This is a genomic window from Paracoccus sp. (in: a-proteobacteria) (genome assembly GCF_030604785.1).
GTDB lineage: Bacteria > Pseudomonadota > Alphaproteobacteria > Rhodobacterales > Rhodobacteraceae > Paracoccus.
The window spans coordinates 21691-46461 of sequence record NZ_JAUVVF010000001.1; the positions used below are offsets into that span (position 1 = coordinate 21691).

A 24771-nucleotide genomic window follows, 5' to 3' on the forward strand; every position below is an offset into this window, starting at 1 on the left:
AAATTCCCCTGAACTTGGCCTGCGCGGCAGAGAAATTCTCTGACCGGGCGGGCCGGGGCCGAGAATTCCTCTAGCCCAGCAACGCGGTGGCGGGGGGCAGGTCCTTCACGGGCTTGGTAACGATATAGCTGAAATAGCGCCTCAGCCCGGCGCGGCTTTCCAGCAGACCGTCCATCAGGTCCTGAAAGGCCGCCACGTCGCGGGCCACCACATGCAGCAGGTAATCGAAGCCCCCGCCGATGGCCCAGCAGCCGGTGACGGCATCGGTGCGGGCGATCACGCGCTCGAAGATCTGGAAGCTTTCGGCGCGGTGGCTGTCCAGCTCGACGGTGACAAAGACCTGCACATGCGGCCCAAGCGCGGCCAGGTCGATCTGGGCGCGGTAGCCGCGGATCAGACCCGCCTGTTCCAGCCGCCGCATCCGGTCCCAGCAGGGGGTCGGCGACAAGTTCACCCGCGCGGCCAGTTCAGTTTTGGCGATGCGCCCCTCGCGCGAGAGCACCGCCAGAATGGCGATGTCGCGGTCGTCGAGGCGGAGGGCGCGCGGCGGGATCATGGTCCCGGTTCTTTCCGCAGGCGCACGGCTTGTCAATCGCCCGGCTTGGCGCGATCCTTGGCGCATGTCGCATTGGCCGCTTCGCAAGGATGACATCACCCGCCCCGCCTATCGCAGCCTGGCCCAGGGGATTGCGGCGGCCATCGATTCGGGCAGCCTGCGCCCCGGCCAGCGCCTGCCGCCGCATCGCGACCTGGCCTGGCAGCTGGGCCTGTCGGTCCAGACCGTCAGCCGCGCCTATGAGGAACTGATCCGCGCCGACCTGATCTCGGGCGAGGTGGGGCGGGGCAGTTTCGTGAAATCCGGCCCGCGCGAGACGATCGAGGTGCCGTGGTTCCGCGCCCCCACCGACCGGCCGCCGATCGACCTGTCGATGATGACGCCGGTGGCCCTGCCGCAGATCCGCACGGCCTGGGCCGAAAGCCTGGTGCGCGTGGCGGGGCGCCTGCCAGATCCGGCGATCCTGTCCTTTCGCCCCCGCCAGACCATGTCGCTTTACGGCGGCATGGCGGCGTCCTGGCTGGCGCGCTGCGGCATGGTGGTGCCCGCGCAGCGCATCCTGATCACCAACGGCACCACGCCCGCGATGTTCGTCGCGCTGATGACCGTGGCCCAGCCCGGCGACATCATCGCGACCGAGGCCGTGACCTGTCACACGCTGAAACCCGCCGCCAAGCATCTGCATCTGCGGCTGCGCGGCATACCCGATGATGGGGCGGGCATGGACCCCGACGCGCTGGAAGCCGCCGCGCGCGCCTCGGGCGGGCGGATGAAGGCGGTGTTCCTGCTGCCCTCGGGGGGCGGGCCGCTGGCGCGGATCATGGATCGGGACCGGCGCGAGGCGCTGGCGCGCGCGGCGACGCGGGCCGGGCTTGCGATCCTGGAAAGCGACCCGACCGGGCCGATGCCGCCACGCCGTCCGGCGGCCTTGGCCAGCCATGCACCGGAACGCAGCTTCTATTTCACCGGCCTGTCGAAATGCCTGTCGCCGGGTCTGCGGCTGGGCTTTCTGGCCATGCCGGAAGACATGGCCGAGGCCGCGCTGAACCGGCATCTGTCGATGTCCTGGATGGCGACGCCGCTGATGGCCGAGATCGCCCAGGACTGGATCACCGGCGGCACCGCCGATGCGCTGATCGAGGCACAGCGCGCCGAACTGGCTCTGCGCAACCGCATGGTGCAGCGGATCCTGGGCGCGCAGGCGCAGGGCTTTCCCCACGGCCTGCATCGCTGGCTGACCCTGCCCACCGATGCCGACGAGGCCGAGACGCTGGCCCACGCCCTGTCCCACCAGATCGCGCTGGCCCCCGGCGCGGGCTTTGCCACGCTGCCCGCGCGCCCCGCCCTGCGCCTGTCCATCGGCGGCGCCAGCACGCGCGAACTGGAACAGGCGCTGCGCATCCTGTCGGCAATCCTGCCCCGCTGAACGGCGGGCATGTCATGACAATCCCGAGGGCGGTTTGACTCGGCCCCCGAAAATTGTCATGGTTTAATATATAAATTGACTTGAATTCGGCTTGCACAGAACTCTCTGCCCAAGCCGGAGCGGGCGATCACAGCCCCGAATCCTGCAACCCGAGGGCTGGCCGCGACCCGGCAACAAGCCCCCACCAACAGGAGAAGACATGACCATCAAGACCCTGACCGCCGCCAGTGCCGCGGCGCTGATCATCGGTGCCGGAACCGCCATGGCCGACACGTGGCGCTATGCCTTCGAAGAGGCGCTCGACGAGGTGCAGGGCGTCTTTGCCCAGAAGTTCAAGGAAGAGATCGAGGCCAATTCGGACCACGAGGTCCAGCTGTTCCCCTTTGGCACGCTCGGTGAATCCGACAACATCCTGGAACAGACGCAGGCCGGCATCCTGCAATTCGTGAACCAGTCCCCCGGCTTCACCGGCGCCCTGATCCCCGAGGCGCAGGTCTTCTTCGTGCCCTACCTGCTGCCCGAGGACGAGGATCAGCTGGTCCGGTTCTTCCGCGAATCCGAGACGATCAACCGCATCTTCCCCGAGCTTTACGCAGATCAGGGGCTTGAACTCCTGACCATGTATCCCGAGGGCGAGGTGATGCTGACCACCGACCGCCCCGTGACCAGCCCCGCCGACCTGAACGACGTGAAGGTCCGCGTGATGACGAACCCGCTGCTGGTCTCGAGCTATCAGGCCTTCGGCGCGACGCCCACGCCGCTGCCCTGGGGCGAGGTCTATGGCGGCCTTCAGACCGGCATCATCGACGGTCAGGAAAACCCCGCCTTCTTCATCGAATCCACGCGGATGTATGAAGTGACCGACCACATCACGCGGCTTGGCCACAACAACTTCACCACCGCGCTGATGGCCAACAAGGACTTCTTCGACGGCCTGTCCGAAGAGGACCAGACCCTGATCCGCAACGCGACCGAGGCGGCCTTCGATCATATCATCGAATACCAGCAGGGCCTGACCGAGGAATCGCTGGAACGGATCATGGAGGCCAAGCCCTCGATGACCGTCACCACCCTGACCGAGGAACAGCGCGCCCCCTTCCGTGACACGGCCGAGCAGGTCGAGGCGACCTTCCTCGAGATCGGTGGCCCGCGCTCGCAAGAGGTGCTGGACCAGATGAAGGCCGATCTCGAGGCGGCCGCCCAGTGACGCATCCCCCGCCCGGCCCTGCGTGGGCCGGTCGGGATCCGCAACCCCCCGGAATCGCCCGCATGTCGAACACCACGCCGCCTCCCGGCCCGCCCGTGACCGACCGCACCGCCGCCGAGGCGGGGGCCGAGATGCCTTCGGTCGGGGCCGACGATATCGACGACAGCGCCTATCGGTCCGGGTTGCCCGGCCCTCTTGGCTGGCTGGATCAGGGCATCGCGCGGCTGGAATCGGTGCTGCTGGCGCTGGGCGTCTTGGCGATGGCGGCGAATACCTGCGCCAATGTCGTCGGGCGCTATCTGTTCGGCCAGTCGCTCTACTGGTCCGAGGAACTCAATCAGGCGCTGATCATCCTGATCACCTTCGCGGGCATCTCCTATGCCGCGCGGCACGGCCGCCATATCCGCATGTCGGCCTTCTTCGACATGCTGCCCTTCCGGGCGCGCAAGCTGGCGATGGTGCTGATCTCGGCCATCACGGCGGCGCTGCTGCTGGGTCTGGCATGGTATGCCTATCAATATGTCGCCACGCAGGCGGCGCGGGGCAGGGTCATGCCCGCCCTGCGCATCCCGAACTGGTGGATCCTCGTCTGGGTGCCCCTGGGCTTCTTCCTGACCGGGCTGCAATACGCGCTGACCGCGATCAGGAACCTCATCGACCCCGCCATCTGGCTGTCCACCGGCACGCTGGAGGGTTACGACGACAACCGCGAGGAAGAGGTCTAGGCCATGACCATCGCCATTCTGGGAACCATGGTCGTCCTGCTGCTGATCGGCTTTCCGATGATGGTGCCGCTGATCATCGGCGCGATCGTGGGCTTTGTCGGGATCTTCGGCGGGCTCGGTCAGATGCCGACGCTGGTCCAGCAGGTCATCGCGGGCATCCAGCCTGCCAGCCTGATCGCGGTGCCGATGTTCATCCTTGCCGCCGACATCATGACGCGCGGCCAGTCTGCGGGACGGCTGATCGATCTGGTCATGGCCTTTCTGGGCCATATCAAGGGCGGGCTTGCGATCTCGACCGCGGGGGCCTGCACGATGTTCGGCGCGGTCTCGGGCTCGACCCAGGCGACGGTGGTGGCGGTGGGGGGCCCCCTGCGCCCGCGCCTGCTGAAGGCGGGCTACAGCGACAAGTTCACGCTGGCGCTGATCATCAACGCATCCGACATCGCATTCCTGATCCCGCCCTCGATCGGGATGATCATCTACGGCGTCGTCTCGGGCACCTCGATTTCGGAACTGTTCATCGCAGGGCTGGGGCCGGGCCTGCTGATCCTGCTGCTGTTCTCGATCTACGCCTACATTTACGCCGTCCGCCACAACGTCCCGACCGAGCCGCCCGCGACATGGCGCGAACGTGGCCGCGCCGTGCGCCGTGCGCTGTGGCCCCTGGGCTTTCCGGTCATCATCATCGGCGGCATCTATGGCGGCATCTTCTCCCCGACCGAGGCGGCGGCGGCCTGCGTCCTCTATGCGCTGTTCCTCGAAATGATCGTCTTTCGGGAGATGACGCTGAAACAGCTTTACGCGACGGCGAAATCGACCGGGCTGATCACGGCCGTCGTCTTCATCCTGGTCGGCGCGGGGGCGGCCTTCAGCTACATCATCAGCTTCGCGCAGATCCCGCAGGCGGTGCTGGGCGGCATCGGCATCGACGAGATGGGGCCCTACGGGGTGCTGTTCACGATCTCGATCGCCTTCTTCATCGCCTGCATGTTCGTCGATCCGATCGTGGTGATCCTGATCCTGGTTCCGATCTTCGCGCCGGTCGTGCAGGCCACCGGGCTGGACCCGGTGCTGGTCGGCACGATCATCACGCTGCAGGTCGCAATCGGCAGCGCCACGCCGCCCTTCGGTTGCGACATCTTCACCGCCATTGCCGTCTTCAAGCGCCCCTATGCCGAGGTGGTCAAGGGCACGCCCCCCTTCATCCTGATCCTGCTGACCGTGTCGGTGCTGCTGATCTTCTTCCCCCAGATCGCGCTGTTCCTGCGCGACCTTGCCTTCAGGTAGGCCGATGTTCTCCCGTATCCTCATCCCCTATGACGGCTCGACCGGGGCCGAGCGCGCGCTGGTCAAGGCGGCGGAACTGGCGAAGCTCTGCGGCGCGCGGGTCGTAGTGCTGACCGTCTATCGCCACCATTCGATGCTGGAAGCGTCGCTGTCGATGGTGCGCGGCGCCTCCGAGCCGGGGCATCTGGACGATGCGATGCGCAGCCATGCCCGCGATGCGGCCGATTACGCCAAAAGCCTTGTCCGCGATGCGGGCGTGGCCGAGGTCAGCGCCTTCATCCGCGCGGGCCAGCCCGCCCGCACCATCGTCGCCGTCGCGCGAGAGAAGGATTGCGACCTGATCGTGCTGGGCTCGCGCGGGCTTGGCGCGACCGAGGGCTATCTGCTGGGCTCGGTCAGTCACAAGGTGACGGGGCTGGCGCCCTGTCCCGTCATGGTCGTCTGAAAGGAATTCCCGATGTGGGACGATGATCTGCACCGTTTCGGGCTGGTGGCCCTGGCCACCGACCTGACGATCGAGGGCGACGCCGCGCGCCTGATGCCCCAGGGCACGCGCCTGCATGTGACGCGCATCGCCTTCGAGAACCCGACCACCCGCGAGAACCTGCTGGCCACCGGCCCGCGCCTGCGGGCGGCGGTCGATCTGCTGGTGCCGGGCGTGGGGCTGAAAGGGATCGGGTTCGGCTGCACCTCGGCCTCGGCGGTGCTGGGTGATGGGATCGGCGCCTTGACCGGCAACCGCGCGCCCGTCGCCACGCCAGCAGGCGCGGCGCTGCGCGGCTTTCGCGCTCTTGGCGTCGCCCGCGTCGCGCTGATGACGCCCTATCTGGCCGCGACGACCGATCTGGTGGGCGATCATTTCCAGGCCTCGGGGATCGAGGTGCTGCGCCGTTCCTCGATGGGACATGCCGATGACCGCGACATGGCGATGCTGGGCGCGGCCGAGATCGTCGAGATGGCCGAGGCCAGCGACCACCCGGACGCTCAGGCCCTGTTCCTGTCCTGCACCGCCTTGCCCGCCCTTGACCTGATCGACGAGCTGGAGGCGCGACTGGGCAAGCCCGTCCTGACCGCCAATCAGGCGCTTTTCTGGGCGATGCTGGACGAGGCGCGCATCCCCGCAACCGGCCCCGGCGCCCTGTTCGGAACGCGCACATGGTAGGGCTGGACGCGATCCGCGACGCCGCAAGGCGGATCGAGGGGCAGGTGATCCGCACCCCCGTCGCCCTGTCCGAGGGGCTGACCCAAGCGGCTGGCGTGCCGGTCCTGCTGAAGTTGGAACATCGCCAGACGACCGGCGCCTTCAAGCTGCGCGGTGCGACGAATGCGGTGGCGCGTCTGGGCGATGTGGCGGGCGTCACCACGGCTTCGACCGGCAATCACGGGCGCGCTCTGGCCCATGCGGCGCGGGCACGGGGGATGCGGGCGGTGATCTGCATGTCCTCGCTGGTCCCCGACAACAAGGTCCGCGCCATCCGCGATCTGGGCGCCGAGGCCCGCATCATCGGCGCCAGCCAGGACGAGGCCTTCCTGGAAGCGCAGCGCCTTGAGGCCGAGGAGGGCTTCGCGCTGATCCCGCCCTTCGATCATCCGGATGTCATCGCGGGGCAGGGCACGCTTGGCCTCGAGATCGTCGAGCAGATCCCCGAGGCGGCGGCGATCGCCGTTCCCCTGTCCGGCGGCGGCCTGCTGGCCGGTGTCGCGGCGGCCGCCAAGGCCCTGCGGCCCGACATCCGCATCATCGGCATCAGCATGGAACGCGGCGCCGCGATGGCCGCCAGCCTTGCAGCGGGTCAGCCGGTCGAGGTGCGCGAGTTGCCGACGCTGGCCGACAGCCTGGGCGGCGGGATCGGGCTCAGGAACCGCCTGACATTCCCGATGGTGCGCGACCTCATGGACGACCTGATCCTGGTGACCGAGAACGAGATCGCCGCCGGCATTCGCCATCTGGCGCTTGAGGGTCATGTGGTCGAAGGCGCCGCCGCCGTGGGCGCGGGCGCGGTTCTGGCGGGCCGCCTGCGCGGCCCGGGCCCGCTGGTCCTGATCGTCTCGGGCGCGAATATCGACCCCGCCACCCATGCCGACATCCTGAGGGCCGCATGAATCCGCTGATCCTCACTGAACCCGACCTGCGCGCCCGCCTGACGCTGGACGCGCCGCTTGTCGACCTGATCGAATCCGCCTTTGCCCGGCTGGCGCGGGGCGGCGTGGTCATGCCGCCGATCCTGTCGATGCATCTGCCCGACATGAATGGCGAGGTTGACATCAAGACCGCCTATATCCCGGGATTTCAGGGATTTGCGGTCAAGATCTCGCCCGGTTTCTTCGACAATCCGTCCCGCGGTTTGCCTTCGACCTCGGGGCTAATGGTGGTCTTGGACAGCGAAACGGGCCAAGTGCGCGCGGTCCTTCTGGACAACGGCTACCTGACCGACCTGCGCACCGCCGCCGCCGGAGGCGTGGCCGCGCGCTGGCTGGCGCGCCCTGACGCAACCCGCGCCGCGATCTTCGGCGCAGGGCTTCAGGCGCGCTTGCAGCTTGAGGCGCTGACCCTTGTCCGGCCAATCGCCGAGGCCATGATCTGGGCGCGCGACCCCTCTCGCGCGCAGGCGCTGGCCGCCAGCCTGACCCGCCCCGGCCTGACGGTTCGCGCAACTGCCGACCCCGCCGAGGCCGCAGCCTTTTCCGACATCATCGTCACGACCACGCCCGCCACCCAGCCCATCCTGATGGCGGACTGGCTGCGCCCCGGCCAGCATGTCACGGCCATGGGCAGCGACCAGCCCGGCAAGACCGAACTTGACCCCGCCTGCCTCGCCCGCGCCGATCTCTATGTCGCGGACCGGCTGTCGCAGACCCGCCTGATGGGCGAGTTGCGCGCGGCGATTGCGGCGGGCCAGCCCGACCGGGACCATCCCGAACTGGGCCAGATCATCGCCGGGCAGCGCCCCGGCCGAACCCATCCCGATCAGATCACGATCTGCGATCTGACGGGCACCGGCGTGCAGGACACAGCCATAGCCACCCACGCGCTTGACGCGTTTTCGAAAGCCACGTGAATGCCCGAACTGCAAAGGACCCCCTACCGCTTCTCGACCGAGGAATACGAGCAGCGGCTGAAAAAGACCCGCGCCAGCATGGAAAAGCTGGGGCTGGATCTTCTGATCGTCAGCGACCCCTCGAACATGGCCTGGCTGACCGGCTATGACGGCTGGTCCTTCTATGTCCATCAATGCGTCATCGTCGGCCCGACCGGCGCGCCGATCTGGTTCGGGCGCGGCCAGGACGCGCAGGGCGCGCTGCGCACCGTCTGGATGAGCGACGACCACATCATCGGCTATCCTGACCATTACGTGCAATCGGTCGAGCGGCATCCGATGGATTATCTCTGGGCGCAGCTGGCCGACCGGGGCTGGCATCGCGGCTTCATCGGCGTCGAGATGGACAATTACTGGTATTCCGCCAAGGCGCATGAGCGTCTGGTCCATGGCCTGCCCGAGGCGCAGATCCTGGACGCGACGGGCCTGGTAAACTGGCAGCGCGCGGTCAAGACGCCCAAGGAACTGGAATACATGCGGAAAGCCGCCCGCATCGTCGAGCGGATGCACCGCCGCATCGCCGACCGGGTCGAGGTGGGAATGCGCAAATGCGATCTGGTGGCCGAGATCTATGACGCCGGCCTGCGCTTTGACGAATGGTCCCAGCATGGCGGCGATTATCCGGCCATCGTGCCGCTGCTGCCTTCCGGGCCGGACGCGGCGGCGCCGCACCTGACCTGGGACGACCAGCCTATGAAGAAGGACGAAGGCACCTTCTTCGAGATCGCCGGCTGCTATCAGCGCTACCACGTGCCGCTGTCGCGCACGATCTTCCTCGGGACGCCGCCGCAAGAGATGCTCGACGCCGAAAAGGCCGTGCTCGAGGGGATGGAGGCGGGCCTTTCCGCCGCCCGCGCCGGCAATACCTGCGAGGATATCGCCAACGCCTTCTTCACGGTCCTCGACCGCTACGGCATCGTCAAGGACAACCGCACCGGCTATCCGATCGGCCTCAGCTACCCGCCCGATTGGGGCGAACGCACCATGTCTCTGCGCCGTGGCGACCGGACCGAGCTGAAACCGGGCATGACCGTCCACTTCATGACCGGCCTCTGGATGGAGGGCTGGGGCTACGAGACGACCGAATCCATCGTCATCACCGAGGCCGAGCCCGAGCTGTTCTGCAACATCCCCCGCCGGATGCTGGTGAAGCAATGAGCCCGATCACCCCCACCATCCCGCTGGACGGTCCCGGCAAGCATCACGGCTTCCTGCGGCTGCCCCATTCGCGCAATGACAGCGCCTGGGGCAGCGTGATGATCCCGATCACGGTCATCGCCCAGGGCGACGGCCCGACCGCGCTTCTGACCGGCGGCAATCACGGCGACGAATATGAAGGCCCCGTCGCCCTTCAGCAGCTTGCATCCGAGCTGCAACCCCATGAAATCTCGGGGCGCGTGATCATCGCGCCCTTCCTGAACTATCCGGCCTTCCGCGCGGGCACGCGGGTCAGCCCGATCGACCAGGTGAACATGAACCGCTGCTTTCCGGGCCGCCCCGACGGCACGGTTACGCAGAAGATCGCGCATTACTTCGACAGCGTCCTGCTGCCGATGGCAGACATCGTGCTGGACTACCATTCCGGCGGCAAGACGCTCGACTTCCTGCCCTATGCGGCGGCGCATTACCTGGACGATCCCGACCAGCAGGCGGCCTGCGTGGCGGCGATGCGGGCCTTCGGTGCGCCCTTCTCGATGATGATGCGCGAGATCGACGCGGTCGGCATGTTCGACACCGCGGTCGAGACCAAGGGCAAGACCTTCGTCACGACCGAGCTCGGCGGCGGCGGCACGGCGACGGCGGCCTCGTGCCGCATCGCCCATCGCGGCGCGCTGAACGTGCTGCGCCATGCCGGCATCCTCGCGGGGGCGGTCGATCACCCCGAACCTTCGCAGATGCTGGACATGCCCGATGATGCCTGCTTCCACTTCGCCCCGCGCGACGGCCTCGTCCAGCCCCTCGCGGATCTGGGCAAAGCCGTGGCCGAAGGCCAGCCCCTCGCGCGCATCTGGCCCGCCGACCGCACCGGCGGCACCCCCGAGACCGTGACAGCGCAGCGCCCCGGCCTGATCGCGGCGCGCCACTTCCCGGGCCTCGTGCAGATGGGGGACTGCCTCGCGGTCCTGGCCGTCCCGGTCTGAAGCCGCGCCCCGCACCTGCCTTTGCCCTGGTGCAAATATCCTCGGGGGGTGCAGGGGGGCAGACAGCCCCCCTGCCGCCATCCCCCCGCGCGCCGGCTTGACCCAAGGGCCCCGTCCGCGCTTCATGCGGGACGAAGGGGGAAGCCATGATCGACAAGCTGGAAATGTTCCTCGCCACCGCCAAGGAGGGCCATTTCGGCCGCGCCGCCGCATCGCTCGGCATCACGCAGCCGACGCTCTCGGCGGGGATCAAGCAGCTCGAGGAAACCCTCGGCGTCCTGCTGATCTTCCGCGGCTCGCGCTATGGCGGCCTGACACCCGAGGGGCAGGCCGCGCTGGTCTGGGCGCGCCGCATCGTCGGCGATGCCCGCCAGCTGCGCGACGAGATGCGCGCCACCCGCCACGGCCTCTCGGGTCGGCTGCGACTGGCGGTCATTCCCACGGCGCTGACCTGGGCCGCCCGTCTCTCCGCGCGGTTCGGCGCGCTTCATCCCAATGTCGGCTTCACCATCCTGTCGCGCAGCTCCGCCGAGATCCTCAAGATGCTGGACGATCTCGATGTCGATGCCGGCATAACCTATCTCGACAACGAGCCTCTGGGCCGTGTCAGCAGCGTGCCGCTTTATGAGGAACGCTATGTGGTCCTTGCCCGCAACGACCATCCGCTGGCCGGCCAGCCCTCGCTTCCCTGGTCCGCCCTGGCGGGGCAGCGGCTCTGCCTGCTCTCGCCCGACATGCAGAACCGGCGGATCCTTGACCGGATGCTGTCGCAGGCCGGCGTCGCGGCCGAGGCGCGGGTCGAATCGAACTCGACCGTGATCCTCGTCGCCCATGTGCTCGAGGGCGGCTGGATCACCATCCTGCCCCAGGGCATCGCGGATTTCCTGGCCCGGGGAAAGCCGTTGGCGCAGGTGCCGCTGACCGGTGATGGCGGGGGCCACGCGGTCGGCCTGATCGCCCCCTGGCGCGAGCCGCACACGCCGGTGCTCGAGGCGCTTCTGGCCGAGGCGCGGCGGCTGGTCGATAGGTAATTTCTATCATCTGACGGAACTGCGATATTGATTTCGCATCGCCGCTGCGGCCAGATGAGCGTCACAGACGTCGAAAGGCCAGCCATGCTTGAACACGCGCCAGCCCCGACCGCGGACGAGATCCGCGAGGTCGTGGCCCCTCTTGCGGACCTCGAGGGCCCTCTGCTGCCCATGCTGCACCGGGTGCAGGAGGTCTGGGGCCATGTCCCCGAGGGCGCGGTGCCGGTTCTGGCCGACCTGCTGAACCTCGGCCGGGCCGAGGTGCACGGCGTCATCAGCTTCTATCACGACTTCCGGGATCACCCGGCAGGCCGCAAGGTCCTGAAGATCTGCCGGGCCGAGGCCTGTCAGGCGATGGGCGGGACCGACGTCGCGGCCCGGACGCTGGCCCGGCTTGGCGTCGACTGGCACGGCACGACGGCTGATGGGGGCGTCACGGTCGAGCCGGTTTATTGCCTCGGGCTCTGCGCCTGCGCGCCGGCGGCGATGGTGGGTGACAAGGTGATCGGCCGCGTGACGCCCGAGCGTCTGGCGCGCGAGGTAGGTGCGGCATGAATATCTGGGTTCCCATGGACAGCGCCGCCAAGGCGCTCGGCGCCGACGAGGTCGCGGAGGCGGTGCTGCGTGAGGCCAAGGCGCGCGGTCTGGACGTGCAGGTGATCCGTAACGGCACGCGCGGGATGATCTGGCTCGAGCCGCTGGTCGAGCTCGAGCGGGAAGGCCAGCGCATCGGCTTCGGCGCGGTGGCGCCAGAGGACGTGCCGGCGCTGCTGGACGGCAGACTGGAGACGCTCGGTCCTGTCGAGGCGATCCCCTTCTTCGCCCGCCAGACGCGGCTGACCTTCGCCCGCTGCGGCGTGATCGACCCGCTGGATCTGGACGATTACACGGCGCATGGCGGTCTGGCCGGGTTGCGCCGTGCGATCGACATGGAGCCGGGCGGCATCGTCGCCGAGGTCACCGCCAGCGGGCTGCGCGGGCGCGGAGGGGCGGGCTTCCCGACCGGCATCAAGTGGCAGACCGTGGCGAACGCGGTCGCGGACCAGAAATACATCGTCTGCAACGCCGACGAGGGCGACAGCGGCACCTTCGCCGACCGCATGATCATGGAGGGCGATCCGTTCAGCCTGATCGAGGGCATGGCGATTGCCGGCCTCGGCGTCGGCGCGACGCGCGGCTATGTCTATCTGCGCAGCGAATACCCGAACGCGATCCGGGTGATGGAGGCGGCGGTCCGCATCGCCCGCCAGCGCGGCCTGCTGGGGCCGGACGTGCTGGGCAGCGGCCGCGCCTTCGACATGCAGATCCGCAAGGGCGCGGGCGCCTATGTCTGCGGCGAGGAGACGAGCCTGCTGAACAGCCTCGAGGGCAAGCGCGGCACGGTTCGCGCCAAGCCCCCGCTGCCGGCGCTGGAGGGGTTCCTCGGCAGGCCCACCGTCGTCAACAACGTCATCAGCCTCGCGACCGTGCCGGTGATCTTCGAGAAGGGTGCGCAGCATTACGCGGAATTCGGCCTCGGCCGCTCGCGCGGAACGGTGACCCTGCAGATCGCCGGGAACGTCGCGCGCGGCGGGCTGTTCGAGACCGCCTTCGGCATGTCGCTCGGCGAGGTCGTCAACGACATCGCGGGTGGGACGGCCTCGGGCCGGCCGGTCAAGGCGGTGCAGGTCGGCGGGCCGCTCGGCGCCTACATGCCGGTCACGAAGTTCGACACGCCCCTCGGCTACGAGGATTTCGACGCGGCGGGCGGGCTGATCGGGCACGCGGGCCTCGTGGTCTTCGACGACAGCGCCGACATGCTGCAGATGGCGCGCTTCGCGATGGAGTTCTGCGCCGTGGAATCCTGCGGCAAGTGCACCCCCTGCCGCATCGGCGCGGTGCGCGGGGTCGAGACCATCGACCGCATCGCCGCCGGGGATGCCGCCGCCATCCCCCTGCTGACCGACCTTTGCGAGACGATGAAGGACGGCTCGCTCTGCGCGCTCGGCGGCTTCACCCCCTATCCGGTCATGTCCGCGCTGACCCAGTTCCCGGACGACTTCGCGACCCAAAAAGAGGCAGCGGAATGAAGGACTTCATCATCCCCACGCACCGCCCCGGCGAGGACATCACCGACGACCGCGACCTCGGCACCCCCGCCCGCACCGGCGCGCCGGTGACGCTGACAGTGGACGGGGTCGAGGTGACGGTGCCCGAGGGCACCTCGGTCATGCGCGCGTCGTTCCTCGCGGGCATCAGCGTCCCGAAGCTGTGTGCCAGCGACAACATGGAGGCCTTCGGCTCCTGCCGCCTCTGCGTGGTCGAGATCGAGGGGCGGCGCGGCACGCCCGCCTCGTGCACGACGCCGGTGGCCGAGGGCATGGTCGTCCGCACCCAGTCCGAGAAGGTCCGCCGCATCCGCCGCGGCGTGATGGAGCTCTACATCAGCGACCACCCGCTGGACTGCCTGACCTGCGCGGCGAACGGCGATTGCGAGCTGCAGGACGCGGCGGGGCAGGTGGGCCTGCGCGACGTGCGCTACACGCCGGGCGCCAACCATTTCGACCCCAAGGGCATCGGCGCGCGTTCGCAATCCGAGGCGAAGCTGCAAGCCGGGCCGGGCAACCCGCAATACATCCCCAAGGACGACAGCAACCCCTATTTCTCCTACGACCCCAGCAAGTGCATCGTCTGCTCGCGCTGCGTGCGCGCCTGCGAGGAGGTGCAGGGCACCTTCGCGCTGACGATCGAGGGGCGGGGCTTCGACAGCCGCGTGAAGGCCGGTGCGGGGGCGGACAGCTTCCTGACCTCGGACTGCGTCAGCTGCGGCGCCTGCGTGCAGGCTTGCCCGACCGCGACCCTGCAGGAGAAGTCGGTGGCGGAACTCGGCACGCCCACCCGGTCCATCATCACGACCTGCGCCTATTGCGGGGTCGGCTGCAGCTTCAAGGCGGAGCTCAACGGCGATCAGCTGGTCCGCATGGTCCCGTGGAAGCACGGCAAGGCCAATCGCGGCCACAGCTGCGTCAAGGGCCGCTTCGCCTATGGCTATGCTGCCCACAAGGACCGCATCCTGAAGCCGATGATCCGCGAGCGGATCGAGGACCCCTGGCGCGAGGTCGAGTGGGACGAGGCGCTGGCCTTCGCCGCTACCCGCATGCGCGCGATCCAGGAGAGGCACGGCCGCCGCTCGGTCGGGGTCATCACCTCGTCGCGCTGCACGAACGAGGAGACCTATCTGGTCCAGAAGCTGACCCGCGCGGTCTTCGGCAACAACAACACCGACACCTGCGCCCGCGTTTGCCACTCGCCCACGGGCTACGGGCTCGGCAAGACCTTCGGCACCTCGGCCGGCACGCAGGATTTCGACAGCGTCGAGGAAACGGACGTGGTGCTGATCATCGGCGCCAACCCGACAGACGGGCATCCGGTCTTTGCCAGCCGCCTCAAGAAGCGGCTGCGGCAGGGCGCGAAACTCATCGTCGTGGACCCGCGCCGCACCGACATCGTCCGCAGCGCCCATGTCGAGGCCGCCCATCACCTGCCCCTGCGCCCCGGCACGAACGTCGCCGTGGTTAGCGCCATGGCGCATGTGATCGTGACCGAGGGGCTGATGGACGAGGACTTCATCCGCACCCGCTGCGACTGGGACGAGTTCCAGCACTACGCCGAGTTCATCCGCGACCCGCGCCACGCCCCCGAGGCGACCGAGATGCTGACCGGCGTGCCGGCGGCCGAGCTTCGGGCGGCGGCGCGGCTCTTCGCGACCGGCGGGAACGGGGCGATCTATTACGGGCTCGGCGTGACCGAGCACAGCCAAGGCTCGACCACGGTCATGGCCATCGCCAACCTTGCGATGCTGACCGGCAATATCGGCCGCCGCGGCGTCGGCGTGAACCCGCTGCGGGGCCAGAACAACGTGCAGGGCGCGTGCGACATGGGGTCCTTCCCGCACGAGCTGCCGGGCTATCGCCACGTCAAGCTGCCGGACGTCCGCGCGATCTTCGAGGCCGCCTGGGGCGTCGAGATCGACCCCGAGCCGGGGCTGCGCATCCCCAACATGCTGGACGCGGCGGTCGAGGGACGCTTCCGCGGCCTCTATTGCCAGGGCGAGGACATCCTGCAATCGGACCCCGACACGGCGCATGTCGCGGCGGGCCTCAGGGCGATGGATTGCGTGATCGTCCACGACCTGTTCCTGAACGAGACGGCGAATTACGCCCATGTCTTCCTGCCCGGATCGTCCTTCCTGGAAAAGGACGGCACCTTCACCAACGCCGAACGCCGCATCAACCGCGTCCGCCGCGTGATGGCGCCGCGTAACGGCTACGAGGATTGGCAGGTCACGCAGATGCTGGCCAACGCGATGCTGCGGGCCGAGGGGCGGCCGCTGTGGCACTATACTCATCCCTCGCAGATCATGGACGAGATCGCCGCCACCACGCCCAGCTTCGCGGGTGTCAGCTACGAGCGGCTCGAGACGCTCGGCTCGGTGCAATGGCCCTGCAACGAGGCTGCGCCCGAGGGCACGCCCCTGATGCATATCGAGGGCTTTCAGGGCGGGCGGGGTCACTTCATGATCACCGAATACATCCCGACCGACGAACGCACCGGCCCGCGTTTCCCGCTGCTGCTGACGACCGGGCGGATCCTGTCGCAGTATAATGTGGGCGCACAGACCCGGCGGACCGAGAACACGGTCTGGCACCCCGAGGACCTGCTGGAGATGCACCCCCATGACGCCGAGACGCGCGGCGTCACCGAGGGCGCCTGGGTGCGCCTTGCCAGCCGCTCGGGCGAGACGACGCTGCGGGTGACGCTGACCGACCGCGTGTCGCCGGGCGTGGTCTATACGACCTTCCACCACCCGGCCACGCAGGCGAACGTGGTCACGACCGACTTTTCGGACTGGGCGACGAACTGCCCGGAATACAAGGTCACGGCGGTGCAGGTCAGTCCGTCGAACGGACCTTCCGACTGGCAGGAGCGTTATGCCGCCGAAACCGAGCGCGCGCGCCGCATCCTGCCCGCCGCCGAATGAGGACGCCCCGATGACCCAGGCACTGCCCCCCGAAGACCGCGCCGCCGCGCCCGTGCCCGAAGGGCAGGCCGTGCGGCGTGTCGGCGGGCTGCGCCACGGTCACGGCGCCTTTCGCGCCGTCATGCGCGATCTGGCGCAGGAAACTGCCGTGGCGATGGTCTATGGCGGATCGACCCAGGCGGTGATGATGGCAAGCCCTGCCGATCTGCTGGATTTCGCCGTGGGCTTCTCGCTGACCGAGGGGATCGTCCGGGACCCCGGCCAGATCGAGCGCCTGGAGATCGTCGATCACCCGCAGGGGATCGAGGCGCAGATGTGGCTGGCCGAGGACCGCGCCGAGGCCTTGGCGGCGCGGCGGCGCTTCATGGCGGGGCCGGTGGGTTGCGGGCTCTGCGGCATCGACAGCCTCGAGCAGGCGGGCCGCGGATTGCCCGATCTGGGCGACGCCGGCCCGGTTCTCGACGCATCCCAGATCGCCCGCGCGACCGAGGATCTGCGCCGCTGGCAGCCCCTGCACGACGCGACGCGCGCGGTCCATGCGGCGGGCTTCCTGCTGCCCGGTCAGGGCGTGGTCCTGGCGCGCGAGGATGTCGGGCGCCACAACGCGCTGGACAAGCTGATCGGCTCCATGGCCCGGCAGGGGCTCGATGCGGGGCAGGGGGCTTTCGTGCTGACCAGCCGCGTCTCGGTCGAGATGGTGCAGAAATGCGCGCTGGCCGGCTGCGCGATGCTGATCGCGGTTTCGGCGCCCACCGCCCATGCCCTGGAACTGGCCCGCGGCGCGGGCATCACCTTGGCCGCCTTTGCGCGCGGCGAGGGTTTCGATCTTTTCACCCGTCCCGACAGGATCGCCGGAGGTCCCGATGTCGCCTGACAAGCTGATCCGCATGGCCAACCAGATCGCCACCTTCTTCGACACCCAGCCCGGAGATGCGTCCCAGAAGATCGCCGCCCATCTGCGCGACTACTGGGAGCCCGAGATGCGCGCCCGCCTTTCCGCCCATGTCGCGGCGGGCGGCGAGGGGCTCAAGCCCTCCGTCCGGGCGGCGGCAGCGCTGATCTGACGCTTTTCGCGTTGAAACTCACGCAAAACGTGACTATACGCACACGCAGTCACAAGGCGACAAGGCCATAACAGGCCGCTTTTCACCGGGTCGGGCGTTCAGCGCCGACCCTTTGTCGTTGCCATGATGGCATCATAAAGACCGGCGGAGCCAACCGTCAGGCCGGAAAACCGTGATAAAGGATACTGCAAACGCATGTGCGCTAAAGCGACCATGGAGGAATTCGAGGCCCTCCTGAACGAAAGCCTCGAAATCGACACCCCCGATGAGGGCAGCGTTGTCAAAGGCCGCGTCATCGCCATTGAGGCGGGTCAGGCCATCATCGATGTCGGCTACAAGATGGAAGGCCGCGTCGATCTGAAGGAATTCGCAAATCCCGGCGAAGAGCCCAGCATCAAGGTCGGCGACGAGGTCGAGGTCTATCTGGACCGCGTCGAGAACGCCCGTGGCGAAGCCAGCATCTCGCGCGAGAAGGCCCGCCGCGAAGAAGCCTGGGACCGTCTGGAAAAAGCCTACGAGAAGGAAGAGCGCGTCGAAGGCGCCATCTTCGGTCGCGTCAAGGGCGGCTTCACCGTCGATCTGGGCGGTGCCGTGGCGTTCCTGCCCGGTTCGCAGGTTGACGTGCGCCCCGTGCGCGATGCCGGCCCGCTGATGGGTCTGAAGCAGCCCTTCCAGATCCTGAAGATGGATCGCCGCCGCGGCAATATCGTCGTGTCGCGCCGCGCCATCCTGGAAGAGAGCCGCGCCGAGCAGCGCGCCGAAGTCATCGCCAACCTGTCCGAAGGCCAGGCGATCAACGGCGTGGTCAAGAACATCACCGAATACGGCGCCTTCGTCGATCTGGGCGGTGTTGACGGCCTGCTGCACGTCACCGACATGGCCTGGCGCCGCGTCAACCACCCGTCCGAGATCCTGGCGCTCGGCGAGACCGTCAAGGTCCAGGTCATCAAGATCAACAAGGACAGCCACCGCATCAGCTTGGGCATGAAGCAGCTTCAGGCCGATCCGTGGGATACCGTCGGCGACAAGTTCCCGATCGGTTCGGTCCATCAGGGCCGCGTGACCAACATCACCGATTACGGCGCGTTCGTCGAGCTGGAAGCCGGTGTCGAGGGTCTGGTCCACGTCTCGGAAATGAGCTGGACCAAGAAGAACGTCCATCCGGGCAAGATCGTCTCGACCTCGCAAGAGGTTGACGTCATGGTCCTGGAAATCGACGAGTCGAAGCGCCGCGTGTCGCTCGGCCTCAAGCAGACCATGCGCAACCCGTGGGAAGTCTTTGCGGAAACGCATCCCTCGGGCACCGTCATCGAAGGCGAAGTCAAGAACATCACCGAATTCGGTCTGTTCGTCGGCCTCGAAGGCGATATCGACGGCATGGTCCACCTGTCGGACATCTCGTGGGATGCCCGCGGCGAGGATGCGATCCAGGACTTCCGCAAGGGCGACGTCGTCAAGGCCGTCGTTCAGGACGTGGATGTCGAGAAAGAGCGCATCAGCCTGTCGATCAAGGCGCTGGAAAACGAGCACATGGCCGAAGCCGTTGACGGCGTGAAGCGTGGCTCGGTCGTGACCGTCGAGGTCACCGCGATCGAAGAAGGCGGCGTCGAGGTCGAATTCAACGGCGTCAAGTCCTTCATCCGCCGCAGCGATCTGGCCCGCGACCGTCAGGACCAGCGCCCCGAGCGCTTCCAGGTCGGCGACAAGGTCGATGCCCGCGTGACCAACATCGACACCAAGACCCGCCGTCTGGGCCTGTCGATCAAGGCTCGCGAGATCGCCGAAGAGAAGGAAGCGATCGACCAGTATGGCAGCTCGGATTCGGGCGCCTCGCTCGGCGACATCCTGGGCGCCGCGCTGAACCGCAACTGATCGGTTCGCCATGACGATCCGGCCCGCCCCGCCAGATGGCAGGGCGGGCCTTTTCTTGCCGAAAGCCCCGCACCCTCCGGGCAAGCCGCTTGCACCCTTTCGCCAAAGCTGGCAACGCTATGAAACGAGTGACTTCTGTCGCGCGTTGGTCCTGGCCAGCGGGGAAGCCCGCAACGTTCGTATCAAGGGGGCAAGCATGATCCGATCCGAGCTGATCCAGAAGATCGCCGACGAAAACCCGCATCTGTTCCGCCGTGATGTCGAGCGGATCGTGAACACCGTCTTCGAAGAGATCATCGATGCGATGGCACGCGGCGACCGGGTCGAATTGCGCGGTTTCGGAGCCTTCTCGGTCAAGAAGCGCGATGCCCGGACCGGCCGCAACCCTCGCACCGGCGATTCCGTCGAGGTCGAGGAAAAGCACGTTCCCTTCTTCAAGACCGGCAAATTGCTGCGCGACCGGTTGAACGGCGAGGCCTGAGAGGCTTAGATAGAGGCCGTCCGCCCGGCGGACGCCTGCCCGTGGGAGAACTGGATGCGCTATCTTCGACTTCTGTTTGTCGTGGCCCTTGCCCTTGTGCTGGTCGCGGTGGCCCTTGCCAATCGCGGCGCGGTCACGCTGTCGCTGTTTCCGGCGAATTTCGGGCAGTATCTGGGCGGCGACTGGTCGCTACAACTGCCGCTGTTCCTGGTGATCCTGGGCGCCTTTGCGCTTGGCATGCTGGCGGGGCTGGTCTGGGAATGGCTGCGCGAGGCGCATATCCGCCGCGAGGCGCGGCTGCGTCAGGCGCAGGTCGACCGGCTGGAGGCCGAACTCGGCCATCTGCGCCAGCGCCATGCCGCCCCCAAGGATGACGTTCTGGCGATCCTCGACGCGCCCGCGTCCGCAGCTGCCACGCCCGGCGCGCAACTGCCCGCGACGCGCTGATGGCCGATGTCAAGATCTGCGGCCTGTCGCAGCCCGCACATGTGACGGCTGCCGTTCAGGCCGGGGCGCGCTATCTGGGCCTTGTCTTCTTTTCGAGATCCCCCCGCGCGGTGACGCCCGCCGAGGCCGCCGCACTGACGGCGGATGTGCCTGTCGGCGTGGCGCGGGTGGGGCTGTTCGTCGATCCCGACGACGCGCTGATCACCGCCACCTTGGCCGAGGTGCCGCTGGACATCGTCCAGCTTCACGGCCACGAGACGCCCGAACGTGTCGCTGCGCTGCGGACGCTGACCGGCCTGCCGGTGATGAAGGCCGTGGGCATCGCGTCGGTCGAGGATCTGCCGCAGCTGACCGATTACGGGCTGGTCGCGGACATGCTGCTGGTCGATGCCAAGCCCGCGCCGGATGCCGCGCTGCCGGGCGGCAACGGGCTGTCCTTTGACTGGCGGCTGCTGCAGGGGCGGCGCTGGCCGCGACCCTGGATGCTGGCGGGCGGGCTGACCCCCGCCAATGTGGCCGAGGCCGTGCGCCTGACCCGCGCGCCCGTGGTCGACGTCAGCTCGGGGGTCGAGACCGCTCCGGGCGTCAAGGATGCCGCGCTGATCCGCGATTTCGTCGCCGCCGCTGCGGGCTAACGTGTCAGGGGAGGCTCTTCGCCTTCGAACCGGAACAGGGCCAGACTGCGTTCGCGTTCGTTGATGGCAAGTCGCCGGTTGATCGGCGGCTGCGCCCGCGATCCGCAATTCTGCCGTTCGCAGAGATAGCAGTTCAGGCCGATATCGGTCGGGCCGGTGCGTTCCAGATTGATCCGGTCGGAATAGACCAGCCGCGCGGCATAGGACACGTCGCAGCCCAGCCCGATGGCCAGCCGCTGCGCGGGCGTGCTGTGCGTGCCGCCCGCCCGCGTGACCGTGCGCGCGATCGAGAAGTAGCTGGCCCCCTCGGGCATGCGGATGATCTGGGTCTGGACCTGTCCCGGCGCCTCGAAGGCGGCGTGGATGTTCCACAGCGGGCAAGTGCCGCCGAAACGCGAGAACGGAAAGCGCCCCGCGCTGAAGCGTTTCGAGACATTGCCCGCCCGGTCGATCCGCACGAAGAAGAACGGGATACCGCGCGCATCGGGGCGTTGCAGCGTCGCCATGCGGTGCGCCGTCTGTTCGTAGCTGGCGCCGAAACGGTGGCTGATCAGTTCCACGTCATATCGTTCCTGCTCGCAGGCGGCCAGAAAGCGGGCATAGGGCATCTGCAACGCGGCGGAAAAGTAGTTCGCCAGACTGACGCGCGCGAGGCTGCGTGTATCGGCATCCTTGAAGCCCGCCGCGTCGATCTGATCCTCGATCAGCGCCTCGTATTCCAGTCGCGCGATCAGCACGCCGATCTGGAACCGGCGGCTGGCCTGCGCCAGCAATTCCGACAGCATCAACTCCTTGCGGTGCGGGTCATAGCGGCGCAGCGCTCCGCCCATCACCTCGGCCGGCAGGATGCGGACGCGGATGCCGTGGCGGGACATGCGCTCGGTCAGGGCCAGATGCGGTTCCTCGCGGTGCAGCGCCATGTCCACGGCCAGTCTTTCGGCCGCGCGGTCCACCGCATCGACGTAATTGTCGGTCTCGTACAGCCAGTCGCGCACGCGTTCGTCGGGGCGGCTGACCTCGCCTATGGCCTCGACCTTGGCACGGTCGGTAAAGGGGTTCTCGTCCACCTGATCGCGCATCCGCTGTTCGGTCAGCTTGCCGTGCATCCTGACGATCCCGGCGGCGATCCGGGGCGAGGCTTGCAGAACGGCCTCGATCTCGGAATGAGGCAGGCCGGACAGCTCCATCGCGGGGTCTTTCAGCGCGGCCTCGAAATCGGCGGTCAGCTGGGCATCGACCTCGGGCGCCAGTTCCGAGATGTTCATGTCATAGACCTGCGCCAGCCGCAGCAGCAGGTTCGCTGATGCGGGCCGCTGGTCGGCCTCGATCAGGGTGATGTAGCTGGCCGAGACGTCAAGCTGTTCGGCCAGCTGCGCCTGCGTCAGCCCAAGCGACTTGCGCAGCACCTTGAGCCTGCGCCCGATCATCAGCTTCGCGCTGCGCTTTGCCATCAGCCGCCCTTCCGTCATGTGACAGACCTACAGTTTCGCCAGTCACTATATGACAAAACTGACAAACGCACCCGTTAATTTCAAACGGATAATGCATTTGCGGCGTTACATTACTAATCTGACATCAGGGAATCGCAGATCGCTGCAAACGCCCAGAGGAGGACCGGATGACAACAGCCTGCCCAAGGCCACCACGCGTGGTCATCTGATCCGCCGCCGCGCGGCATCTCGCTTCGCACCGAACATCAATCCTGGCCGGACGGCCCCCGCACCGGGGCGCCGATCCCCCTGTCACATCTGCCTGAATGAGGATCACATGGCAAACCGCAAGACCTATGCCGAACTGCGCGCCGAGGCGCTGGCACGTTACCCCTCGGGTCAGACGCCCGGCGGCGTCACCGTTGACGATATCGTCCAGCTGAAGCTGCAGAACACGTTCGACACGCATCTGGACGTGGCCCGCGCCATGGCCAAGGTCATGCGCGAGGACATGGCGGCCTATGACGCCGATCCCTCGCTGTCGACCCAGTCGCTTGGCTGCTGGTCGGGCTTCCACGCGCAGCAGATGATCAAGTCGGTCAAGCGCCTGCGCGGCACGACCAAGCGCGCCTATGTCTATCTGTCGGGCTGGATGGTCGCGGGCCTTCGCAACCGTTGGGGCCATCTGCCCGACCAGTCGATGCATGAAAAGACCGCCGTCGCCGACCTGATCCAGGAGATCTACACCTCGCTGCGTCAGGCCGACGAGGTCGCGATCAACGACCTGTTCAAGGACCTCAAGAAGGCGCGCGATGCCGGTGACGCCGCCGCCGAGAAGGCCGCGATCGAGGCGATCGACAACTTTGAAACCCATGTCGTGCCGATCATCGCGGATATCGACGCGGGCTTCGGCAACGAACACGCGACCTATCTGCTGGCCAAGGAACTGATCAAGGCCGGCGCCTGCTGCCTTCAGATCGAAAACCAGGTCTCGGACGCCAAGCAGTGCGGCCACCAGGACGGCAAGGTCACGGTCCCGCGGGAAGACTTCATCGAGAAGCTGCGCGCCTGCCGCCTGGCCTTCGAGGAACTGGGCGTGGACGAGGGCGTCATCGTCGCCCGCACCGACAGCCTGGGCGCGGGCCTGACCCAGAAGGTTCCGGTCAGCCAGCAGCCCGGCGATCTGGCCGCCGAATACATCAAGTGGCTCAAGACCGAGCCGATCACCGACGCGAACCCGATGAAGGATGGCGAGCTTGCGCTGTTCCAGAACGGCCAGTTCGTGCGCCCAGCGCGCCTGCCCAACGGGCTGTTCCCCTTCCAGGAGGGTTCGGGGCGTGACCGCGTGGTCGAGGATTGCATCGCTTCGCTGACCCAAGGCGGCGCGGACCTGCTGTGGATCGAGACCGACACCCCGAACGTGGACGAGATCGCCGGCATGGTGAACGACATCCGCAAGGTCGTGCCGAACGCCAAGCTGACCTACAACAACTCGCCCAGCTTCAACTGGACCCTGAACCTGCGCAAGCAGGTCCGCGACCAGTGGATCGCCGAGGGCAAGATCAGCGAGACCGACTATCCCGCCGGCAACGAGCTGATGAAGCCGGATTTCGACCAGACCGATCTGGGCCGCGAGGCCGATGACCGTCTGCGCCGCTTCCAGACCGACATCTCGACCCGTGCGGGCGTGTTCCACAACCTGATCACGCTGCCGACCTTCCACCTGACCGCGAAATCGGTGGACGAGCTGTCGCGCGGCTATTTCGGCGAGGACAAGATGCTGGCCTATGTCGCCACCGTGCAGCGCGAAGAGATCCGTCGCGGCATCTCGGCGGTCAAGCACCAGCACGAGGTCGGCTCGGATCTGGGCGACACCTTCAAGGAGATGGTCGCAGGCGAGCGCGCCCTGAAGGCGGGCGGCCATGCCAACACCATGAACCAGTTCGCCGCCGAGTGATCGGCTGCTGAACCCACACCCCGGCCCGCATGACGGGCCGGGGGACCACCAGAACCGTTCATCCAGGGAGGATATCATGAACGAGAGCACCGACTTCCAGCGCATCGAACGTCCCGAGACAGACGCCCAGACCCGCGCGATCCACCGCGTCGCCGATGCCGTCCACCGCATGAACGAGGCCGTCCAGCGCGCCGTCGCCGAGGGCATCTCGGTCGAGCTGGTCCGCGTCTCGCGCCATCACAACGGCGCCGGCGCATGGGGCGACCAGATCGTTCCGACCATCCGGGACGTCTCGCAGGACAAGTGATCCCGTGTCCGGCTGCGTATCCAGCCGGGTGACGCCCGGCCATCATGACAGCGCCCGGTCCCCATTGCGCCCGAACAGGGCAGCGGG

24 protein-coding genes are annotated in these 24771 nt (G+C 67.6%); 22 read left to right on the plus strand and 2 right to left on the minus strand.

The genetic code is table 11. The features are described 5' to 3' along the window. Nucleotides 1–70: 70 nt before the first annotated feature. Complete coding sequence (locus QAR72_RS00110; RefSeq protein WP_304615311.1) at nucleotides 71–556, minus strand: Lrp/AsnC family transcriptional regulator; 486 nt, start codon at nucleotides 554–556, stop codon at nucleotides 71–73. A 64-nt stretch (nucleotides 557–620) separates the two neighbouring features. Between QAR72_RS00110 and ehuR the strand changes: the two genes are divergently transcribed. The 20 genes from ehuR to QAR72_RS00210 all read left to right on the plus strand — a co-directional run bounded on the left by ehuR (nucleotide 621) and on the right by QAR72_RS00210 (nucleotide 20990). Further along, nucleotides 621–1982 carry a MocR-like ectoine utilization transcription factor EhuR gene (gene ehuR / locus QAR72_RS00115; RefSeq protein WP_304615312.1) on the plus strand — a complete coding sequence of 454 codons (1362 nt, stop codon included), beginning with the start codon at nucleotides 621–623 and terminating at the stop codon, nucleotides 1980–1982. A 199-nt stretch (nucleotides 1983–2181) separates the two neighbouring features. After that, nucleotides 2182–3189, plus strand: coding sequence for a TRAP transporter substrate-binding protein (locus QAR72_RS00120; protein ID WP_304615313.1), 1008 nt, complete (start codon nucleotides 2182–2184; stop codon nucleotides 3187–3189). A 62-nt stretch (nucleotides 3190–3251) separates the two neighbouring features. Then, nucleotides 3252–3914 carry a TRAP transporter small permease gene (locus tag QAR72_RS00125; protein WP_442953526.1) on the plus strand — a complete coding sequence of 221 codons (663 nt, stop codon included), beginning with the start codon at nucleotides 3252–3254 and terminating at the stop codon, nucleotides 3912–3914. A gap of 3 nt (nucleotides 3915–3917) precedes the next feature. Beyond that, the gene (locus QAR72_RS00130) at nucleotides 3918–5201 is read left to right on the plus strand and encodes a TRAP transporter large permease (protein ID WP_304615314.1); all 1284 of its coding nucleotides are present in this window, start codon (nucleotides 3918–3920) and stop codon (nucleotides 5199–5201) included. Nucleotides 5202–5205: 4 nt separating this feature from the next. Continuing rightward, on the plus strand, nucleotides 5206–5646 hold the full coding sequence (locus QAR72_RS00135) for a universal stress protein (RefSeq protein WP_304615315.1): 441 nt from the start codon (nucleotides 5206–5208) through the stop codon (nucleotides 5644–5646). 12 nt (nucleotides 5647–5658) lie between these two features. Continuing rightward, a complete protein-coding gene (locus tag QAR72_RS00140; protein ID WP_304615316.1) occupies nucleotides 5659–6363 on the plus strand; it encodes a maleate cis-trans isomerase family protein in 705 nt (234 codons plus the stop codon). Next, a complete protein-coding gene (eutB, locus tag QAR72_RS00145) occupies nucleotides 6357–7304 on the plus strand; it encodes a hydroxyectoine utilization dehydratase EutB (RefSeq protein WP_304615317.1) in 948 nt (315 codons plus the stop codon). Before QAR72_RS00140 ends, eutB begins: the two co-directional genes overlap by 7 nt. Then, nucleotides 7301–8260: a cyclodeaminase gene (locus QAR72_RS00150; RefSeq protein WP_304615318.1), complete on the plus strand. Its 960-nt coding sequence runs from the start codon at nucleotides 7301–7303 to the stop codon at nucleotides 8258–8260. The genes eutB and QAR72_RS00150 overlap by 4 nt, the downstream gene beginning before the upstream one ends. Continuing rightward, nucleotides 8261–9457, plus strand: a complete 1197-nt coding sequence (gene doeA, locus QAR72_RS00155; RefSeq protein WP_304615319.1) for an ectoine hydrolase DoeA — start codon at nucleotides 8261–8263, stop codon at nucleotides 9455–9457. It abuts the gene before it with no gap. Then, nucleotides 9454–10440, plus strand: coding sequence for a N(2)-acetyl-L-2,4-diaminobutanoate deacetylase DoeB (gene doeB, locus QAR72_RS00160; protein ID WP_304615320.1), 987 nt, complete (start codon nucleotides 9454–9456; stop codon nucleotides 10438–10440). Before doeA ends, doeB begins: the two co-directional genes overlap by 4 nt. 146 nt (nucleotides 10441–10586) lie before the next feature. Next, entirely contained in the window at nucleotides 10587–11471 is an 885-nt protein-coding gene (locus tag QAR72_RS00165; RefSeq protein WP_304615321.1) for a LysR family transcriptional regulator, read from the plus strand. 54 nt (nucleotides 11472–11525) lie between these two features. After that, nucleotides 11526–12026: a formate dehydrogenase subunit gamma gene (locus QAR72_RS00170; RefSeq protein ID WP_304615322.1), complete on the plus strand. Its 501-nt coding sequence runs from the start codon at nucleotides 11526–11528 to the stop codon at nucleotides 12024–12026. Next, nucleotides 12023–13540 carry a formate dehydrogenase beta subunit gene (locus tag QAR72_RS00175; RefSeq protein WP_304615323.1) on the plus strand — a complete coding sequence of 506 codons (1518 nt, stop codon included), beginning with the start codon at nucleotides 12023–12025 and terminating at the stop codon, nucleotides 13538–13540. The genes QAR72_RS00170 and QAR72_RS00175 overlap by 4 nt, the downstream gene beginning before the upstream one ends. Next, nucleotides 13537–16491 carry a formate dehydrogenase subunit alpha gene (gene fdhF / locus QAR72_RS00180; protein WP_304615324.1) on the plus strand — a complete coding sequence of 985 codons (2955 nt, stop codon included), beginning with the start codon at nucleotides 13537–13539 and terminating at the stop codon, nucleotides 16489–16491. The genes QAR72_RS00175 and fdhF overlap by 4 nt, the downstream gene beginning before the upstream one ends. Before the next feature lie 10 nt (nucleotides 16492–16501). Next, nucleotides 16502–17365 carry a formate dehydrogenase accessory sulfurtransferase FdhD gene (gene fdhD, locus QAR72_RS00185; RefSeq protein ID WP_442953527.1) on the plus strand — a complete coding sequence of 288 codons (864 nt, stop codon included), beginning with the start codon at nucleotides 16502–16504 and terminating at the stop codon, nucleotides 17363–17365. Continuing rightward, nucleotides 17355–17555: a formate dehydrogenase subunit delta gene (locus QAR72_RS00190; protein WP_304615325.1), complete on the plus strand. Its 201-nt coding sequence runs from the start codon at nucleotides 17355–17357 to the stop codon at nucleotides 17553–17555. The genes fdhD and QAR72_RS00190 overlap by 11 nt, the downstream gene beginning before the upstream one ends. A gap of 195 nt (nucleotides 17556–17750) precedes the next feature. Then, nucleotides 17751–19427, plus strand: a complete 1677-nt coding sequence (gene rpsA / locus QAR72_RS00195) for a 30S ribosomal protein S1 (protein ID WP_304615326.1) — start codon at nucleotides 17751–17753, stop codon at nucleotides 19425–19427. A gap of 196 nt (nucleotides 19428–19623) precedes the next feature. Next, nucleotides 19624–19908, plus strand: a complete 285-nt coding sequence (gene ihfB / locus QAR72_RS00200; RefSeq protein ID WP_304615327.1) for an integration host factor subunit beta — start codon at nucleotides 19624–19626, stop codon at nucleotides 19906–19908. Nucleotides 19909–19962: 54 nt separating this feature from the next. Continuing rightward, nucleotides 19963–20355, plus strand: coding sequence for a LapA family protein (locus tag QAR72_RS00205; protein WP_304615328.1), 393 nt, complete (start codon nucleotides 19963–19965; stop codon nucleotides 20353–20355). After that, the gene (locus QAR72_RS00210; RefSeq protein WP_304615329.1) at nucleotides 20355–20990 is read left to right on the plus strand and encodes a phosphoribosylanthranilate isomerase; all 636 of its coding nucleotides are present in this window, start codon (nucleotides 20355–20357) and stop codon (nucleotides 20988–20990) included. Before QAR72_RS00205 ends, QAR72_RS00210 begins: the two co-directional genes overlap by 1 nt. Here the strand turns inward: QAR72_RS00210 and QAR72_RS00215 are convergent. Next, a complete protein-coding gene (locus QAR72_RS00215) occupies nucleotides 20987–22441 on the minus strand; it encodes a helix-turn-helix domain-containing protein (protein WP_304615330.1) in 1455 nt (484 codons plus the stop codon). The two genes, QAR72_RS00210 and QAR72_RS00215, sit on opposite strands and share 4 nt — an antisense overlap. Nucleotides 22442–22757: 316 nt before the next feature. On the opposite strand from QAR72_RS00215, the gene QAR72_RS00220 reads away from it, so the two are divergent. Next, nucleotides 22758–24377: an isocitrate lyase gene (locus QAR72_RS00220; RefSeq protein ID WP_304615331.1), complete on the plus strand. Its 1620-nt coding sequence runs from the start codon at nucleotides 22758–22760 to the stop codon at nucleotides 24375–24377. Between the two features lie 76 nt (nucleotides 24378–24453). Further along, nucleotides 24454–24684: an SMc00767 family acetate metabolism repressor gene (locus tag QAR72_RS00225; RefSeq protein ID WP_304615332.1), complete on the plus strand. Its 231-nt coding sequence runs from the start codon at nucleotides 24454–24456 to the stop codon at nucleotides 24682–24684. Nucleotides 24685–24771 lie beyond the last annotated feature (87 nt).